The organism is Nicoliella spurrieriana (assembly GCF_023380205.1).
GTDB classification, from domain to species: Bacteria; Bacillota; Bacilli; order Lactobacillales; family Lactobacillaceae; genus Nicoliella; species Nicoliella spurrieriana.
The window spans coordinates 552,609-571,098 of sequence record NZ_CP093361.1; the positions used below are offsets into that span (position 1 = coordinate 552,609).

Annotated in this window: 15 protein-coding genes and 1 pseudogene; 8 read left to right on the forward strand and 8 right to left on the reverse strand. The window is 45.7% G+C overall.

The window, feature by feature from the left end; all coding sequences use genetic code 11:
• Positions 1–24: 24 nt before the first annotated feature.
• The 3 genes from MOO44_RS04230 (at position 25) to MOO44_RS04240 (ending at position 1,315) form a co-directional block, all read left to right on the forward strand.
• Positions 25–453, forward strand: a complete 429-nt coding sequence (locus MOO44_RS04230; RefSeq protein ID WP_260117170.1) for a universal stress protein — start codon at positions 25–27, stop codon at positions 451–453.
• 83 nt (positions 454–536) lie between these two features.
• Positions 537–998, forward strand: coding sequence for a VanZ family protein (locus MOO44_RS04235; protein ID WP_260117171.1), 462 nt, complete (start codon positions 537–539; stop codon positions 996–998).
• Positions 986–1,315, forward strand: a complete 330-nt coding sequence (locus MOO44_RS04240; RefSeq protein WP_260117172.1) for a hypothetical protein — start codon at positions 986–988, stop codon at positions 1,313–1,315. Before MOO44_RS04235 ends, MOO44_RS04240 begins: the two co-directional genes overlap by 13 nt.
• Positions 1,316–1,334: 19 nt before the next feature.
• Here the strand turns inward: MOO44_RS04240 and MOO44_RS04245 are convergent, their stop codons facing one another.
• Positions 1,335–2,033, reverse strand: a complete 699-nt coding sequence (locus MOO44_RS04245) for a DUF975 family protein (protein WP_260117173.1) — start codon at positions 2,031–2,033, stop codon at positions 1,335–1,337.
• 79 nt (positions 2,034–2,112) lie between these two features.
• Entirely contained in the window at positions 2,113–4,767 is a 2,655-nt protein-coding gene (locus MOO44_RS04250; protein ID WP_260117174.1) for an HAD-IC family P-type ATPase, read from the reverse strand.
• A 291-nt stretch (positions 4,768–5,058) separates the two neighbouring features.
• On the opposite strand from MOO44_RS04250, the gene MOO44_RS04255 reads away from it, so the two are divergent.
• Positions 5,059–5,313, forward strand: coding sequence for a hypothetical protein (locus MOO44_RS04255; protein ID WP_260117175.1), 255 nt, complete (start codon positions 5,059–5,061; stop codon positions 5,311–5,313).
• A 52-nt stretch (positions 5,314–5,365) separates the two neighbouring features.
• On the opposite strand, the gene MOO44_RS04260 is transcribed toward MOO44_RS04255, so the two are convergent.
• Together MOO44_RS04260 and MOO44_RS04265 are read right to left on the reverse strand one after the other, a co-directional pair.
• On the reverse strand, positions 5,366–6,166 hold the full coding sequence (locus MOO44_RS04260) for a DUF975 family protein (protein WP_260117176.1): 801 nt from the start codon (positions 6,164–6,166) through the stop codon (positions 5,366–5,368).
• A gap of 63 nt (positions 6,167–6,229) precedes the next feature.
• Entirely contained in the window at positions 6,230–7,048 is an 819-nt protein-coding gene (locus tag MOO44_RS04265) for a LysR family transcriptional regulator (RefSeq protein WP_260117177.1), read from the reverse strand.
• Positions 7,049–7,161: 113 nt separating this feature from the next.
• Between MOO44_RS04265 and MOO44_RS04270 the strand changes: the two genes are divergently transcribed.
• Positions 7,162–8,181 (forward strand): YeiH family protein, encoded by a 1,020-nt coding sequence (locus tag MOO44_RS04270; RefSeq protein WP_260117178.1) that lies wholly within the window; start codon positions 7,162–7,164, stop codon positions 8,179–8,181.
• Positions 8,182–8,263: 82 nt separating this feature from the next.
• On the opposite strand, the gene MOO44_RS04275 is transcribed toward MOO44_RS04270, so the two are convergent.
• The 4 genes from MOO44_RS04275 to MOO44_RS04290 all read right to left on the reverse strand — a co-directional run bounded on the left by MOO44_RS04275 (position 8,264) and on the right by MOO44_RS04290 (position 14,551).
• Positions 8,264–9,940, reverse strand: a complete 1,677-nt coding sequence (locus tag MOO44_RS04275; RefSeq protein ID WP_260117179.1) for a glycoside hydrolase family 13 protein — start codon at positions 9,938–9,940, stop codon at positions 8,264–8,266.
• A 94-nt stretch (positions 9,941–10,034) separates the two neighbouring features.
• Positions 10,035–11,363, reverse strand: coding sequence for a dihydrolipoyl dehydrogenase family protein (locus MOO44_RS04280; RefSeq protein WP_260117180.1), 1,329 nt, complete (start codon positions 11,361–11,363; stop codon positions 10,035–10,037).
• Positions 11,364–11,440: 77 nt separating this feature from the next.
• Positions 11,441–12,781: a dihydrolipoyl dehydrogenase family protein gene (locus MOO44_RS04285; protein ID WP_260117181.1), complete on the reverse strand. Its 1,341-nt coding sequence runs from the start codon at positions 12,779–12,781 to the stop codon at positions 11,441–11,443.
• Between the two features lie 150 nt (positions 12,782–12,931).
• On the reverse strand, positions 12,932–14,551 hold the full coding sequence (locus MOO44_RS04290; protein ID WP_260117182.1) for a malolactic enzyme: 1,620 nt from the start codon (positions 14,549–14,551) through the stop codon (positions 12,932–12,934).
• Between the two features lie 140 nt (positions 14,552–14,691).
• Between MOO44_RS04290 and MOO44_RS04295 the strand changes: the two genes are divergently transcribed.
• The 3 genes and pseudogenes from MOO44_RS04295 to ade all read left to right on the forward strand — a co-directional run bounded on the left by MOO44_RS04295 (position 14,692) and on the right by ade (position 18,411).
• The gene (locus MOO44_RS04295; protein ID WP_260117183.1) at positions 14,692–15,582 is read left to right on the forward strand and encodes a LysR family transcriptional regulator; all 891 of its coding nucleotides are present in this window, start codon (positions 14,692–14,694) and stop codon (positions 15,580–15,582) included.
• A 19-nt stretch (positions 15,583–15,601) separates the two neighbouring features.
• Positions 15,602–16,618: an NADP-dependent oxidoreductase gene (locus MOO44_RS04300; protein ID WP_260117184.1), complete on the forward strand. Its 1,017-nt coding sequence runs from the start codon at positions 15,602–15,604 to the stop codon at positions 16,616–16,618.
• A 116-nt stretch (positions 16,619–16,734) separates the two neighbouring features.
• Positions 16,735–18,411: pseudogene (ade, locus tag MOO44_RS04305) on the forward strand (adenine deaminase).
• Positions 18,412–18,490 lie beyond the last annotated feature (79 nt).

An 18,490-nucleotide genomic window follows, 5' to 3' on the forward strand; every position in this document is an offset into this window, starting at 1 on the left:
AATTTTAAATAAGAGGTGTAATTAATGGACCAATTTAAACGAATCTTAGTCGGCGTGGATGATTCCGATGATGCAATCTTAGCATTTCGGTACGCCATTGACCGGGCTAAACGTGATGATGCACAGTTATACTTAGTTTCAGTTTTGGAAACTGAAGAAATTAACGTTTTTGAAGCATTAACTAAGGACTATGTGCATGGAGAACGCAAGGATCTCGAACAACACATGCAAAAGTATGTTGAAGAAGCTCAAAAGGCAGGGGTCAAAGATGTCCAAGCCGTGGTTGCTTCCGGAAATGCTGGTGAAACCATCGTGAAGGATGTTATTCCGCACGTGGAACCAGACCTATTGGTAATCGGCTCACATTCAAAGAAGGGCATTGCCAGACACTTTGGGAGTCAAGCTGCTTACATGGCACAGTACTCACCCACTTCAGTAATGGTAATTAGATAGTTTAAATTAAGCTGAAGGAGCCACCGTTCCGTTATGGAACGGTGGCTTTTTTGTCTATAATGGGATTAAAAGGAAGTGATCGCGTGATTCAATTGAAAGCTTGGCAACTAAAAGTAGTGCAGGGCTTATTGATCATCTACTTACTGGCTGTGGGCGTGCTCTGTTTTACGCCCCGCTTTCCGGTCGCCATTCAGCTCGGTAGTTATCCGGAGCTAAGCTCGTTTACCTATGGGCATGCGCAAATTGTGTATATGCCATTCCAGGAGTTATTGACCGAGGGCTTTTGGCTCAACGTGGTGATGACGATGCCACTGGGTGGGTTTATCGGCTTATTAAGTCGACAACGCTTACGCATGGCGCAGGTTACTGGCTGTGGGCTATTAACCGGATTGTTAATTGAATCGGGCCAACTATTCCTAGACAACCTAGCTGACTTTCAACGGACGGTGGATATTAACGATGTGATTTCGAATTTACTGGGGGTGGTGGTAGGCTACTATCTGTTACGGTTAATTGAAAGGGGGCTTATTAAGTGGCAGAGTTGATTCAGGTGTTGGAACGGCACCAGCATTTAATTAAGGTGAAGTACCGCGGTGAATTTGGTTATTTTTGGCCATCCACGAATTTAACCGGGCATGGCCATCAATTGGGATCATTTGATGATGCTGATGCATGGTTATTAAAGTCATTGGGACGGTCGGCGAATACGCTAATTTTAGTCCCGATTGCTTTTGATCCGCACCAGTTGGTGTTTATCATTCAGGTCTTGGATAAGCACGCAATGCAGACTGGTGGCGATGGAGAAGTCAGGACCTTTAGCGTGACTGCTGATGGTCAAATTAAAAACAGCGCCGTTGATTAATTTCAACAGCGCTGTTTTGTTAGGCACTCAGCCGATTATAGTAGTTCATCATTGTGATTTGGTAGTACGGGTACACAAAGATGCCCAAGACCGGAAGAATGGTAAACGAGGTAACGATTGATAATAAGATCCACCAGCCGATGAAGCTCAGCGACAGGAGGAACAATTCACCCTTGTGGCCATCCATTAACCGCCGACTAAGCGTAATTGCTTGCAACGGGGTAATTCGATTACCACTAACGTAGGCGTCCCGATAAATGTAGACCGCCTGTGAATATGAAAATGATTTAACCACTCCAGGAACGATGAATAGCAATAGCCATAGGAAGATAAAAATGTATTCTAACAGGATTGTTGCAATCACCCCGAAGATGAGCTTGGTGCTAAAGATAGCGGTGGATTTACCGAACGCGCCGGTGTGCTCAGTCTGATTACGAATTAGTGATAGGATTTGGAAACTAATTCCAGCACCTACAATTGCAGTAATGAATGAAATGAGGTAGTAAAAATTAATTTCACCATTATAGTGCCCCGTAAAATTAGTGATTGCATCCGTCGTTCCAGCTAAGAGGGCGTTGGACGCCTGCCCACTAATGTGATTGGCCACTAATCCGCTTAGTGATTGTAAGATCAAGAATGGTAAATATAAGATGAAGTAGAATCCGAAGTTTTTTAATAATTCTTGATTCGCATCCCGCTTTAAATCTGCAAAGTTCATTGTGTGCCTCCAGTAATTAAGATACTAATATTTTAACATAAAAAGCTGATGGAATTTTCTCCATCAGCTTTGCTAATCATTATGCCTTTTTACTAAAGCGTTTTGAAATTAGTTTATCCAATTCAGATAGGGTCAGAACTACGATTCCGGCTGCGATTGAAATTAACCAACCGGAGAATGGAATGCTAGCAGTCTTGAATGCTTCTTGCATGAATGGCAAGTAAGTCAACAGGAGTTGTAACCCAATCATAATCCCAATAATCCAGAATGCAGCTGGATTACTGAAGAGGGCCTTGGAGAAGAGTGGTTCGCTAGTCCGAATGTAGAACAGGTAGAAAATCTTCCCGAACACGATTACGTTTACGACCACCGTACTTGCAACTTCAACGCTCCAGCCACTTGCGATTAATGAATCAAAAACCACGATTCCACAAATGGCCATTACAGAAGCAATGTATGCCATTCGCAGCATATCAAATTTATTCAACAGCGAGCTATTGTTATCCCGGGGTTGTTTTAACATGATATCCTTTTCAGCCGGCTCAAAGATGAACACGAATTGAATCGTAATGGCCGAAACCATGTTAATCCATAGTAACTGCGTCGCATTTAACGGCATGTCATTCTTAGTCAAGATTGTAAATGCAATGATTAACCCTTCAGCAAATGAGGTGGGTAGCAAGAATTTGATACTCTTCTTGATATTATCATAGATCCGCCGGCCTTCCTTGATGGCGGTGGATAACGTACCGAAGTTATCATCGGTCAAGACCATGTCGGCAGAATCCTTAGCAACGTCGGTTCCCTTGATTCCCATGGCAACCCCGATGTCAGCCCGTTTTAATGCGGGGGCATCGTTGATCCCATCACCGGTCATGGCAGTGACCTTTCCGGCAGCTTGAAGCGCCTTAATGATTTGAAGCTTGTTTTGCGGTGTGGTTCTAGCGAAGACTTGGTTTTCTAAGACCGCCTTCGTGAATTCCGCTTCTGAAAGTTGGTCTAACTCGGCTCCGGTAATTGCATGAATTTCAGGAGCAAGCCCTAATTTTTCACCAATTGCCTTAGCAGTGACCGGGTTATCACCGGTAATCATCTTGACTTCCACTCCCGCGGCGTTCATTTCACGGAGGGCTTGGACCACTTCTTCACGTGGTGGATCAATGATGCCGGCTAAGCCTAAGAACTGGATTCCGGAATTAATTAGCTCGTGGCTAATCTCAGTGGTGTCATCAGCAACCGGTTTGTAACCAACTGCGATGACCCGTTTCCCAGTCTTAGAGAGGGCATGGACCTTAGCTGCCCAGTCCTCGGTATCAAAGTCTGAATCCGCCTTTTTAGCAAGGGCTAAGACCTTATCGGGCGCCCCCTTAACAAAGAGCGTCTTGTTACCATCTGGATCTTGAACGACCTTCCCCATGTAACGAAAAGCGGAATCGAATGGTAATAAATCAACTTCCGTAAAATCAGGGTCAGTGGTGGTCTGCATCCCCTTATGATAAAGGGTTAAGAAGGCTCCATCGGTCGGTTCACCGTTAATTTCCCACCGGCCATCTTCTAGGTTTAGGGTCGTATCGTTAGCCTCAAATCCAGCGGTCAAGAAGCGGGTAAGCTCCTGACTCTGCACGGGTTGATTTTGAGCGTCTAAAATCTGGCCCTCTGGTTGATAACCAGTTCCGGTCACGTGGTAGGTCCCATTTGGTAATAACACATCGGTCGCCGTCATTTCATTTTGAGTCAGCGTCCCGGTCTTATCAGTGGCCACCACATCGACGGACCCCAGCGTTTCAACGGCTGGCAGGCTCTTAACGATGGTGTTTTTGTTCTTAGCCATGTCACTAACCCCACGGGATAGGACCACGGAAGTCGTGGCTGGTAATCCTTCTGGAATCGATCCCACGACCATTGCTACGACGGCGAGGGCGAGGACTGAAACTGAGTAGGTCTCAAAGTATAGTCCAATCAAGAAGAGGATGACTGAGACCCCCATGATCACGTATGAAACCCACTTCCCAAGGCTGTCTAGTTCCTTCATTAACGGCGTTTTTCGTTCGGTCGTATTGTTAACTTCCTGGGAAATCTGGCCGATTTCAGTGTCATTTCCAGTCGCGATTACGACTCCGGTCCCACTTCCGGAAGTAACGGAAGTATAGGAGAAGGCCATGTTCGCCTGTTCGGCTAGCGATGGATTATCCTGGGTCATCACGGCGGCATCCTTTTCGATTGAATCGGATTCACCGGTCAACGCAGATTCTTGAATCCGGAGGTTATCGGTATCCACTAGCCGTAAGTCGGCGGGAACCCGGTCACCGGCTTCAAGGAAGACGACGTCGCCCACGACGATGTCGCTGGTCGGAATGTCGATTCGCTTGCCGTCACGGTAAACGGTCGAATTAGTGGCTAAAATCGATTTAATTTTTTCTAATGCGTTCGAAGCGTTTGCTTCCTGGTAGTAACCAATGATGGCGTTTGCTAGGACCACTAACGTAATGATCAGTGAGTCTGAGTAGTGACGCATCAAGAGGGTTATGATTGCAGAAAGAATTAGTACATAGATAATGACTTCATTAAATTGGCGCAGGAATAGCTTTAATTTGGAGTCCTTCTTGAACTTTAGCTCATTGGGTCCATTTTGGGCTAGTCGTTCACTTGCTTGTGAGCTCGTCAGTCCGCTTTCAAAATCTTTAATCTGATACTTATTCTGAATTTCCTTGTCAGTTAATTTAAAATCCTTCATTGTGTTCTCCTTAAGTATAAGCTAAAACTAATGGTCAACATTAACTTAGCTAACTACTCAATTAGAATGTAATGAAGAGCAATGATGAACCTTGGTCTTAACAGATCAGGGCCACTATCCATGTGCTACACCTCCTCTTAAAGTAATCATTATCATATCAAAAATAATGGCCATTGGGTATAGTTGTTAATAAAATTTTAACAAAATGATGGTAAGAAACATTAAATATTGGTAAAATAAGCATAAAGAGTCATATCGATGCTAAAGGATTTTAATCACAGGAGAGTAATTATGAAATTAAAACAATTAGGAACCGGACTATTGCTAGCACTACCATTATTAATGGTCCCTGCTGTTACTAGCGCAAGCGCTGATACCCAGGCCGTGGGAGCAGTGAACGCTGGAAAGTCGTCGTCCCAATCGAACAACTCGACTCGTTCTGATTTCTTCAAAATGAGAATGAAGGGCCGCCAACACCGGATGACGCATTTCAATATGCATAAGAAGTTGACGAACTTAAATCCACGTCCCCAATTAAATAAGTAAATTAAAAACGCCTTCTGGATGCTTCCAGGAGGCGTTTTATTGAAGATTGAAATTATTTTTGGCCGTCTACTAGTTTAACGTAGTAATTAGCATAGGTTAGTTTGGTGTATGGAGTGACATAGAAGATGCCCGCAAGCCCTAAGGTTACTGCACTTAATACATACCAGAAGAAGAAACTCCACCATAAGAGGAAGAATTGCCCCTTGTGGCCATCCATTAATTGGCGGCTTTGCGTAATCGCTTCATTATAACTAATGGGGCTATCACTATCAATTGCATCCCGGAAAATGAATTGGGACTGGGAGTAGGCCAGGTTAGTCTTGATGTACACAAAAATCGCTCCCGCAATGAAGATCACCGTGCCCAAAAAGACTGCAACTGCAGCTCCAGCACTTTCGTGGTTAATCAACAATACGATTCCGACTACAATCCCAGTGGCTAAAACAACTGCCAGGGTCCATAGGATCGTGTAAACCAACTTGAGCAGGCCGACCATGAAGGCGCCGAAGAAGTAATCTCCCCGGGTAAAGATGTTAAAGGCCTTTTGGAAGCCACCCTTAAAGTCATTTTCTTGGCCACGCATCGCTTTGATCATGATGAACATGGCACTTAACAATAGGGCACCGGTCAATAAGCCTAATAATCCGGGTCCATATGAAACGTTATCGTTTAGACTTTCGTAGTATGCACTGGGATCATTACTAACCATTCTGCTAACGTTGAAGTAATTCGGGTAAGTGAGCCCAAATGAAATAACGTTTAATATATAAGTCGGCAATAACAACAATAAGAAGAAGCCATAGTGTGGATTTAACTGTTCCTTGGCCTCATTCTTTAAATCAGCAAATTTCAAAATATCCCTCCTAGAGTAATCATTTTCCATTATACCGAATTTTTCACTCAGTTTAAACAATTATTAAGAATTAGTAATTGCTTTTAAGAGCTGCTGCTGTAAAGCCGTTAACTCTGGAAATGGGTAGTTCGCCCGGTTTAAGAAGAAAAACTGCCGTTCAAAGTTGCTGTCGAGCGGTTCGAAGGGGATGCCAACCGGGAGGACGTCCCGGGAGATGATCGACTGTCCAATCCCAGCCGCTAACAACCTGACGATTAGATCGTTATTATCGATTAAAATCCGGTTTGCCGGCGCGAAATTACGTTGTTTGAAGAATTCCTCGGTGTAGTGGTACACCCCCGAGCCATTTTCGCGTTCTAACCAGGTGTCGCTATTGAAGTTCCCAGCGTGGACTAATACGTCGGTTTGAAAGGCCGTCCGCTCGATGTTGGGGGTCACAATTGCCTTTTCGATTAGTCCGAATTCCAGTTGGTGGTTTTCCATTTGTTCAGCGATGACGGTCGAATTGGTCACGGTCAGTTCCAAACTGATTGATTGGGGAATTTTGAGCTGCTTTAATACGGTGGTGATGACAACGTCGGCAGTCGTGTTTGAAATCCCGATCCGACATGGAATCCGGTGGGGGTGGTGGTTAGTTAACTGGCGTTGCAGCGCTTGTTCCTTTTCAAAGATACTGACACCCGCGGCATAGAGTTGCTCGGCTAGCCCGGTCGGGACGACCTGACTGCGTGAATTACGGGTAAATAACTGGCCGTTCAATAGGGTCTCTAGCTTCTTAATCTGTTGGGAGATCGATGATTGGGAGACGAACAGTTGCTTTGCAGCTTGCGAAAAGTTACGGTTCTCGTACACGGCCCGAAAGGCTAGGAAGTATTTAAACATTTGGCGTGCTCCTTTTAATTCGTTTTAGTAATAGTAACTATTATAATTATTAACTTCTCTTATCAAAAGTCAATTGTTATAATGAAAACATTAATAAATGCGGAGATGATAAAATGGTAAGCACGATTAAAGATAGAACCCCTGGCTTTGCGGTTGCACTAGTGGTTGCAATCGTAAGTCAATTTTTGACATTGGTGATTCCAGACGTTGGGGCCGCCACGATTTCAATTATTTTAGGGATTATTCTGGGCAATACGTTCGTGAAGCAGGCGGTACTAAGCGCCGGCACTAAGTTTGCTGAAAAACGCTTATTGGAATATTCAGTAATGTTGTTGGGCCTAACAATTACGTTCCAAACGATTATCCAGCTCCACTGGTCCGGATTGTTGTTCATCGTGATTCAAATGAGTGTGACGATTGTGGCCGCAATCATGATTGGAAAGTGGTTGCAATTCGATGATGGGATTTATCTCTCAATGGCTGGGGGGAATGCCGTTTGTGGTTCATCTGCGATTGCATCGATCAAGCCGGTGATTAACGCTAGCGATGAGGATGCCGGGATGGCAATTACGTTGGTCAACCTAATGGGAACCGTTTTAATGCTGTTACTGCCCATTTTAGGGACGGTGGTGTTTGGGAGTTCTGATATGCATCGGGGGGCCCTAATTGGGGGGACCGTTCAGTCAGTGGGCCAAGTAATCGCCAGTGCCACGATGGTTAATCAATCGACCGTTGAATTTGCGACGCTGTTTAAGATTATGCGGATCATCATGTTGGTGGTCATCGTAATGGTATTTGCGCGCATTCACCAACACAACGTGAGTGAAAAGCAAACCGTTGAGGAGGTCGAAGCAGACGTTAAGAAGCATAAGATTGACTTTTTGCCATGGTACGTCCTTTGGTTCTTAATCTTCTGTATTGCTAATAGTTTTGTGCACCTTCCAAGCTTGGTGGGAACGACCGCTCACTTCCTTAGCAGTTGGTGTGAAATCATTGCATTAGCCGCAATTGGATTACGACTGAACTTACAAGCCTTTTTGAAGGCCGGGAAGCGGTTTGCAATCTATAGTTTAGGGGTTGGCACCATCCAAGTGGTGGTGGCGTTAGTACTAATTAAACTGTTGATTCATTAATAATGGAATCACGTTTCAATCAAAAAACCAGCTTATTCAGGAACGCCCTGATTAAGCTGGTTTTTTATATTTTCAATTGAAATTAGAAGAGGTAAACCTTACTTTCAAATGGGCGTAATTCAGTTCCTTGGTCATCAGCATAGTTACCAATTAACAATTGGGCTCCTGCTGGGATCTGGTAATCACGCGCAACGCTTTCGGCGGTAAAGTTATTGATCGAAACTAACGTTAAATCGTTGTAATGGCGCTTGTAAGCAAAGACAGCGTCGTCTTTAGGATCTAGCGCTTCAAAACGACCGTATCTGATGATGTCATTGTCGCGTCTTAGTTGAATCAACTTTTGGTAGTAGTAGAAAACGGAATCTTGATCTACTAACTCATCGGCAGCGTTAATTTCAGGGTAGTTAGCGTTCAACCGGTACCATGGCTTGTCACCCGTGGTGAAGCCTGCGTACTTACCATTATCCCATTGCATTGGGGTTCTGGCGTTATCACGGGAACGGGATGCAAGGTAACTTAGCATCTTGTCGCCACTAACGAGGTGTTCTTGATCCACAATTTGCTTGTAGGCGTTGATTGATTCAATGTCTTCGTATTGGTCGAGGCTAGTGAAGTGGCCGTTGGTCATCCCTAATTCTTCACCTTCGTAGACATAGGGGGTCCCTTGCAACATGTGGAGGGTCGTCCCTAGCATCTTAGCAGCTCGAACCCGAAATTCAGGTTCGTCATTAGCAAACCGCGAAACGGCCCGTGGTTGGTCGTGGTTGTTCCAGTAAAGACTGTTCCAACTCTTACCGTCCAAGCCCGCTTGCCAACGGGATAGGGAGTGCTTTAGTTCGGTCAATTTCACCGGTTCATCGTTCCACTTACCAATGGCTTGGTCTGGATTGAACGAGAGGCTGACGTGTTCGAATTGGAAGATCATGTTCAAACCACTCCCGTCCAAGTTGGCATACCGGACTGCATCTTCGGGGTTGGTAGCGGGCATTTCACCCACCGTCATCATGTCGTACTTGGAAAGGACCTTATCGTTCATTTCGTTAAGGTATTCTAACAGGTGGGGACCATTAGTGGTCAGTGGTTCACAAGGTGAGTACTTTGAACCAGCTGGAACGGGTCCGTCTGGGAGCCCGTCTGGCTTTGAGATGTAGTTAATAACGTCCATCCGGAAGCCATCCACACCCTTGTCGAGCCAAAAACGCATTAAACTGTAAACGGCCTCCCGCACTTCAGGATTGCGCCAGTTTAAATCGGGTTGGCCTTCCGCAAAACAGTGGAGGTAGTATTGCCCCCGTTCTGGAACGAACGTCCACGCCGAACCAGCGAAATTGGAGCCCCAGTTATTAGGCGCGTGACCATCAACGGGGTCGCGCCAGATGTAGAAGTCAGCGTACTTGTTATCACGCGACTTTTTACTTTCTTGGAACCATTCGTTTTGATCAGAAGTATGGTTGACCACGAGGTCCATTAATAATTTAATCCCCTTGGAGTGCATGGCTGCGAGTAGTGAATCAAAGTCGGCCATGGTCCCGTATGCGGGTTGAATGGATTCATAATCAGCGATATCGTATCCATTATCCTTATTTGGTGACTTATAAATGGGGTTGAGCCAAATTGTGTTCGCCCCTAATTTTTTAACGTAGTCGAGGCGGCTTTCAATTCCCTTTAGGTCACCAATGCCGTCGCCATTACTGTCTTGGAAACTCATTGGATAGATTTGATAAACCACTGAATCTTTGAACCAATCATTTTTTGCCATAATGTAACTCCCCCTTGCTAATAATTATCACAATCTTATTTTAGCATAGGGAGCAAAAATGGCCCAAATTAAACGACTTAAGCGCTTACATTTTTTAAAGCTTTTTCCAAACTTCGTGCGTGATGGATGGGAAGAGTGGAATGATTGATTGAATTTGCTTGGGGGTCATCTGTAATGCAATTGCTGGCAGAAGCGAATTGATGGCGGTATCAGCCTGTTCGCTCATTTCAGTCGCACCGACCAAGTGGTGTTTGCGGTCGAACACGAGCGCCTGTTGAGCTAGGTGTTGGTGGTCGACCTGGCGGAACCAATCCTTAGTCAAGTCGGCAAAGACGACTTGGTATTCATCACTAGCGGTCGCCTCAGCAATTGAAACACCGGCTTCGGCAATTCGTGGCGATGTGAAGGTCACCGATGGAATGACTGGATCTTCAATTGGGGCAGCGGTTTCACCACTAATGAAGCGGGCAATATATTTCGATTGGAAGGTGGCCGATGGAGTCAGGTTAGGATACTTAGTATCGGTAATGTCACCAGCCGCAAAGATGTTTGACACGTTGGTCTGCAGGTGGTCATTGACCTTGATGCCGTGACGATCATATTCAATCCCTAGTTCATCCAGCCCGTAACCAGCAACGTTTGGGACCCGGCCGGTCGCGTCTAAGATCCAATCGGTCGTTTTGGTTTGACCATCGCCGTATGCAACGCTAAACCGATGACCATCCTGAGTAAACCCACTCACGTTAGCGGTGGGGACGAATTGAACGCCGCGCTTCGTTAAATCGGCTACGATGGCTTCCGCATATGGTTGGTAGAATTTCCGTAGAGCGCGGTCACCATGCATCATGACCGTCACGTTAGCGCCGAACTGATTGGCGATCGTGGCAAATTCCATGGCGATGTAGCCACTCCCGACGATGACGATGTCGTCGGGCAGGTCGGTTAGGGCTAAAAAGTCCTTACTATTGTGGGCCAATTCCGTGCCAGGCACGTCGATTTGGTTGGGGTGCAGGCCGGTCGCAATGACGATTTGATCGGCAGTCTTTTGCGTGCCGTCAATGTCGACGGTGTGGGCGTCCTTTAGCGTTGCCCATCCGTGCAGCATGTCGATACCCAGGTTAGTGAATTTATTTTCCAAACCATTGGCAAGTGGGTCGATGACCGCATGCTTGTAGCGCATGTTAGCCGCCCAGTCGGGGGTCAGGTTTCCGTTGACGACGCTTTGCATCCGTTCTTGTTGTCGGGTGAGTTCGACTGGCCCATCTAAAACGAGCTTGGCGTTACAGCCCCAATTGGTACAGGTACCGCCGACCCGTTCGGCTTCGACTTTAGCGACCCGATAGCCCGCCTTGGCTAGCAGTGGAGCACCGTCTGAGCCGTGCCCAGCACCGATGAATAAGACATCATAATCATAATTTGCCATGTAGATTTCCTCCTGAAGATACAAAAAAGCGAAGTGTTGACCACTTCGTTTTTTGATTGTTATTAGTAATTTTTAAATTAAATGGTTGCCCAAACGTCACTTGCAACTGATGGGAAGATTTGAATAATCCGGCCCAATTGTTCCTTCGTGTACTTGAATTCAATTGCAGGCAACAAGGTGTTGATGGATTCAACAGCGTGGGAGCTAACTTCGGAAGCACCAACGAGGTGGCCTTCCTTGTCAAATACCAATGCCCGTTCAGCAATGCTGTCATTGTCAACTTGGTAGTACCAATCAGCACTTAGGTCAGCTTTAACGACCTTGTAGTTATCATCCTTTTCAGCTTCAGCAACTGAAACACCAGCTTCTGAAATCCGTGGGGAAGTAAAGGCGTTGGTTCCAACGGCTGGGAAGTCGATTGGATCAGTGGTTTGACCTGAGAATAGTGAAGTCAAGTAGGTCGTTTCAAAGATGGCCGTTGGGGTCAACTTAGGTTGCTTACTGTTGATGACATCTCCTGAAGCGTAGATGTTTTCAACGCTAGTTTGGAGATGGTCGTTAACGTCAATTCCATGGCGTTCATCGAACTTAACCCCAACTTCTTCAAGGCCTAAGCCATGAACGTTAGGAACCCGACCAGTAGCATCTAAGATCCAGTCAGTAGCAAGGGTGTCGTCTTCACCGTATTCAACGGCAAGCGCATCATCGACCTTCTTAAAGCCGCGGACGTTACTGTTCTTAACGAAGTGAACCCCACGCCGTTGTAAGTCTACCAAGACCTTCTTAACGAATGGTTGGTAGAATGGACGGAGTGCAACGTCACTGTGGAGCATTACGGTAACTTCAGCACCAGCGGCGTTAGCAATCGTAGCAAATTCCATGGCGATGTAACCACCACCAACGATGGTGATCCGCTTTGGTAAGTGGGTCAATGCAAGGAAGTCCTTGCTGTTGTGAGCTAATTCAGTGCCAGGGATGTTTAACTTATGTGGAGTCAAACCAGTGGCAATTACAATCTTGTCAGCGGTCTTTTGTTCGCCATCCACTTCAACGGTGTGGGCATCGGTTAACTTACCGTAACCCTTGATAACGTCAATTCCAGCATCCTTCATCATGCCTTCAATTGCACCAGGCAACACGTCGATGATGGAGTGCTTGCGTGACATGTTAGCAGTCCAGTTAATGGTGGATTGTTCACCGTTTAATTGGTCTTTGATGCGTTCTTGTTCACGAGTTAAAGCAACTGGTGCGTCCAAAGCGATCTTAGCGTTACAACCCCAGTTAGGGCAGGTCCCACCAATTGCTTCTGCTTCGACAACGGCAACCTTCTTGCCGGTACCTGCCAAAGGAATCGCACCATCAAAGGTTCCGTGTCCGGCACCTAAATAAAGAACATCATAATCGTAATTTGTAGCCATAGAAAAATGCCTCCAATTAAGTTATTTAATACTTTTTTTATCTTACATCTTTCATACAACGGTAATTCTAGCATTTAGTTGCTTAGTGTACAAACCATTTGCTCATGAAAGCCAAAAAAGGTTCAGACCGCAGTCTGAACCATGTTGGGATTAATATTCAGGGGTCCACTTAGTGTCCTTGATCGCCTGATCAACATCGGCAATCGGTTTACGGGTCAAGCCCTGCTTAACGGCACTATTGGCCACCGCCTTAGCGACGGTTTCTGAGAAGACGTAGAGTTTAGAAACTGGTGGCAACACCGCCGCCCCCGGTTTGGTAGTATCGACAATTCCACTGAGCGAGTGGGCAGCTGCTGAAATCATTTCATCATTTAAAACGGTCGCAGTGGATGCGATGGCGCCCAGGCCTAACCCGGGGTAAACTAAGGCGTTGTTAGCTTGCCCGATTTGGTAGGTAACGCCGTTATATTCAATATCATCAACTGGGATTCCAGTTCCGATTAGGGCACGTCCGTCAGTCCACTTCAATAAGTCCTGAGCCTTTGCTTCTGCTAACTTAGTCGGATTGGAAATCGGGAAGATGATTGGCCGGTCGGTGTGGGCAGCCATTTCTTTGATGATTGCTTTGGTAAACGACCCTGGTTGCGTCGATGTCCCGACCATGATGGTCGGGTGGACTGCTTTCACCACTGCGGCTAGGTTGGTCAATTCATCGGCATTGGCAAATTCAGCACGCGACCGGGCAAATGGCTTTTGTTCTGGGGTTAACGTCTCATCGTCATCGAACAATAAGCCCTGTTTATCAACTAGGTAGAAGTGTTTTTTAGCTTCCGCTTCACTTAGGCCCTGTTGAACAAATTCTTCACAGACTCGCGATACGATTCCAGCCCCGGCGGTCCCGGCACCAAAACAGAGGTACTTTTGGTCGGTCAATTTTTCACCAGAGATGTTCAACGCCCCCAGAATTCCGGCCAAGACAATAATCCCGGTTCCCTGAATATCATCATTAAAGATGGTGTATCGTTCCTTATACTGATTTAAGATCTTAGCGGCATTGGAACGGCCAAAATCTTCAAAGTGGAGGTACATCTCTGGGAAGAGGCGTTCTGCGCTTTGAACGAACTTATCGACGAATGCGTAGTATTGATCACCGTAGACCCGCTTTTGGTGGTTACCAAGGTATAACGGATCATTTAATAGCTTTTCATTATTAGTCCCGGCATCTAAAATCACTGGGAGGACTTGGGATGGATCGATGCCAGCGGCGGCGGTGTAGACCATTAATTTACCAACTGCGATGTCGACCCCGTTGGTTCCCCAATCACCAATTCCTAGGATTCCTTCGGCATCTGAGACCACGATTAAGCGGATGTCCCGACCATCGGCAGCGTTCTTCAATGATTGTTCAATTGAATCTTGATCATTGATGGAAAGAAACGTCGCGTTTTGCGGTTGGATGAATAATTCACTGTAGTTTTCAATTGATTCCGCAATCGTTGGGTCGTATACGATGGGCATGAATTCTACTACGTGTTGGCTAAAGAGCTTGTAGAATAGGACCCGGTTTTCGTTGAAGAGCGTCATTAAAAAGATGCGTTTTTCAATTGCCGATGGCTTAGCTTGGTATTGGCCATACGCTTGCTTAGCTTGGTCATCCAATGACTGGACGAATGGTGGCAAGAGCCCCTCTAAGCCCAGTGCCTTTCTTTCTGCCATTGTGAATGCGGTGCCCTTGTTCTTGAATGGATCGTTTAAAATATTGTATCCCATGGTAAATCCCCCTCTAAAATAAGTCGATTCCTGATTGATGCACCTATCTTAATCCCCGTTATCTTTAATAGTCAAATGTGTAATTTGTGATAAAATATTTTTATAAGTAGTTAATTAACATTGGCGAAGGAAGGCTAAAAATGAACACTCGTGATTTAGAATATTTTATATCATTGACCCAAATTAAAAATTTTTCAAAGGTCGCGCATGAATTCAACGTTAGTCAACCGACGATTACCTTTGCCCTCCAACGACTGGAACGGGAAATGGATAGTCGCTTGATTATTCGCCATCGGGGGCAGGATTTAATGGTTACTGATAGCGGCGAGCAACTATTGATGCATGCCCGGGCAATGATTAAGCATTTTCAACTAGCCCGGGCTGAAATTGCCAACCTAAAGCAGGCCCGGTTAGTGTTAGGCTTACCACCGACCATTGAGGACCACTACTTTGCCCGGGTGGCCACCAGGTTAAAGCAGGCTAATTTGATCGATCGGATTGATACGATTGAGACCGGTTCATCAGCAACCCTGGCCGCGTTGAAAAATGGTGAAATTGATTTAGCGCTGATCGGTTCGATTAATTCATTGGAGGAACCGACGGTGATTTCTGAGGAATTTGACCGTCGTCCGTTTGCAATTTATGTCTCTAAGCGCCACCCCCTGGCAAAAAAGCGGGGCGTTTACTTTAAGGATTTAAAAAATGAAGATTTTATTCTGTTTAAAAGTGGCTTTATCCATAACAGCGTCATTAATACGATGGCAAAACGAAACCACTTCAGGCCCCACGTTACTTTTAGGTCCAGTGGCATCCACAGTATTTTAAAGATGATTCGTGCTAATGTTGGAATTAGTTTGTTAAGTACGTTGATTTCTGATTCAAATCCGGATATTATCAAGGTTGATTTATTGGATCAGGATGTGCCAAAATTTGTAACCAGTATTGTCTACCGCCGCTCACACCGGTTCAATCATGTTCAAACCGCTATTTTACAACAAATTAGAGCAGCGTTAATCGACCATTCAAATTAATTAATTGGAGGTGAAATAATTGAATGGAGTTATATCTACTAAAGCTGGGCAATTAAATGATTTAAAAATTGAGCAACTACGGCGCCCCGAACCAACTGCCAACCAGGTATTAGTCCGGGTTAAAAATTCTTCCTTAAATTATTTGGATTATGCTCGGTTTAGACGGGCTAAAAAGCCACGCCAACGCTTCTTTAATAACCGCTTCTTAAACCGGTTTACGAATCCGAACTTGAATAAAATTCTGGGCTGTGATTTTGCTGGGATCGTGGAGGGGGTCGGTGCCGACGTCCAGGATATTCAAATCGGTGATAAGGTGTTTGGGATTACCGATAATTTTCAGGATGGGGCCTGGGCTGAATATGTCTGCGCCAACGAAAACAACGTGGCGTTTACACCGTCCAATTTAAATTTTAGGGACTGCGCGACCCTCCCGATGGCTGCAGGGACTGCGGTCACCGCCATTAACGGGGCTAAGGTGGAAATGAATAAACGGATCCTGTTAATTGGGATTACCGGAGGCGTCGGCCTGTTTGCCCTCCAATACGCGAGTTCATTGGGAGCGAACGTGACCGGGGTCTGTTCACCGGAAACGATTAATTATGTTCAATCTACCTATATGGAAACGTTAATTGAAGCCAAACCAAATTGGCAAAAACAACTGAAGGGGAAGTTTGATAGTGTCATCGTAATCAACGGGAAGCGCTCGCCGAGCTACATTCGCCGCTTCTTAAACCCCAATGGCTACTACGTGGAAGTCCACCAAAGTAAATTAGATATTGAGACCAATCCATTTGGTGACATGATGGAAGTTGGCTTTCGATGGTATCAGGGCCACTTTGAGCACCTGTTCGTCCGCCCCGATTGGTTGTGGAAGGTCGCTAACTTAGCACAGCGGGGGGTCTTACATCCTGAAATCGACGCTAGCTTTTCGATTCGTTACGTCCAAGACGCCATTAAATACGCGGTTAAAAATCCGATTGATGGCAAAATTGCATTAAAGATGGACTTTGATGGTCATTACAATGAAGAGAGATAACACTACTCGTTTATTAACGGGTGGTGTTTTTTAGTTGCGCGAACTGATGTTGACAACGGGTTATGAATGTTGAATAATTGATATAATTTTAGACGAATTGGAAATGGGGATTATAAATGCAAACTGTTGACTTACTAGTTCAGGGGCACAACGTGTTAAATGTTTTTGCACGGCGCTTTGAGCCGAACCAACTCTGGATTGATCAGGGAAAAATTATCGCGACTGGGGAACAGGACTTACAGGCTCGTGAAACCTACGATGCGAAGGAACAATACGTGGTGCCGGGCTTTATTGATAGCCACGTCCACGTTGAAAGCTCACTGTTAGTACCATCCGAATTAGCCAAAGTCATTCTACCAAAGGGAACCACGACTATCTTTACCGACCCGCATGAAATTGGCAATGTTGCGGGGGCCGCTGGCGTTCAGTACATGATTGATGATGCGCGTCAGACACCATTAGATGTGGACGTCATGTTACCATCGTCGGTCCCAGCAACGCCGTTTGAACATAACGGGGCGACTTTGAACGCCAGTGACCTCCGGCCGTTTTATGATGAACCGGAGGTCAAGGGGTTAGCCGAAGTCATGGACTACCCGGCCGTTGAAAAGCGCGAACCGGGGATTATGGCTAAAATCAACGACGCCCTTAGTCGTGGCTACCAAGTCGATGGGCATGGTGCTGGATTTACCCGCCACATGTTAGATACATACCGGCAAGTCGGCATTAACACCGACCATGAAAGCGTGGATTTACAACAAATTCAAGACCGCCTTGCAGAGGGCTTTAACATCTTCTTACGGGAAGGGACGGTTGAACGCGACTTACAAAACACCATTCAAGTTGTAAATGAAGGCAATGCCCAGCAGTTTTCATTTTGTACCGATGATAAATTTGTCAATACCCTGTTAGACGAGGGGGGCATTAACGATTGCATTCGATTAGCAATTCAATTTGGCATTCGCCCTGAAACCGCGTATACGATGGCCAGTTACAACGCCGCATTGTCACATCGGGTAGCCAACCTGGGGATGTTAAACCCGAATGCTGCCGCTGACCTGGTGGTCGTTAGTGATCCATACCAAGTCGATGTTCAACGGGTAATGAAGGCTGGCAAGTGGGTTGGCGATGCTGATTTTAATACGCAGCCGTTACCATTTGCGCATAATTCCATCCACCACCACGTCACCATGGCTGATTTAGTATTACCACTGACTGGTTCACATCCCAAGTGCAATGTAATTGGGATTCAAAATAACCATATTGAAACCGACCACTTAGTGTGTGAGGTTCCGGTAAAGGACGGCCAATTCAGTGCTGACTTAGAGCATGATATTTTAAAAATGGTCGTCGTTGAACGCCACCATGATCTAGGCACGGTGGGCGTGGGATTGGTCCATGGCTTTAACATAAAGGCGGGCGCGGTCGCCACCACGATTGCTCATGATTCACATAACTTGGTGGTCGTTGGGACGAACTATGCTGCAATCTACCGTGCAATTCAGGCGGTGACCCAGGCTGGTGGAGGAATCAGCGTGGTGGATGATGAATAGGTCCTAGCCACGATGCCGCTTGCGGTCGGGGGCTTAATGTCCAATCGTGATTGGCAGACTGCTAGTGCAGATTTAACTGCAATTTCCGCCGCGTATGAACAAATCTGCAATGGAATTGATTTTAATCCGTTTATCACGTTGTCGTTCTTGACGTTGACCGTGATTCCAACGATTAAGTTAACTGACCAGGGGTTATACGATTTTGAAAAACAAGCGTTTATTAACGTTCAAGTTGATTAACAATTAGGATTAAGCTAACCGGCTTAATCCTTTTTTTGTGAGTTTGATTAGAAGGAATTGTAAATTATTGAAAAACACG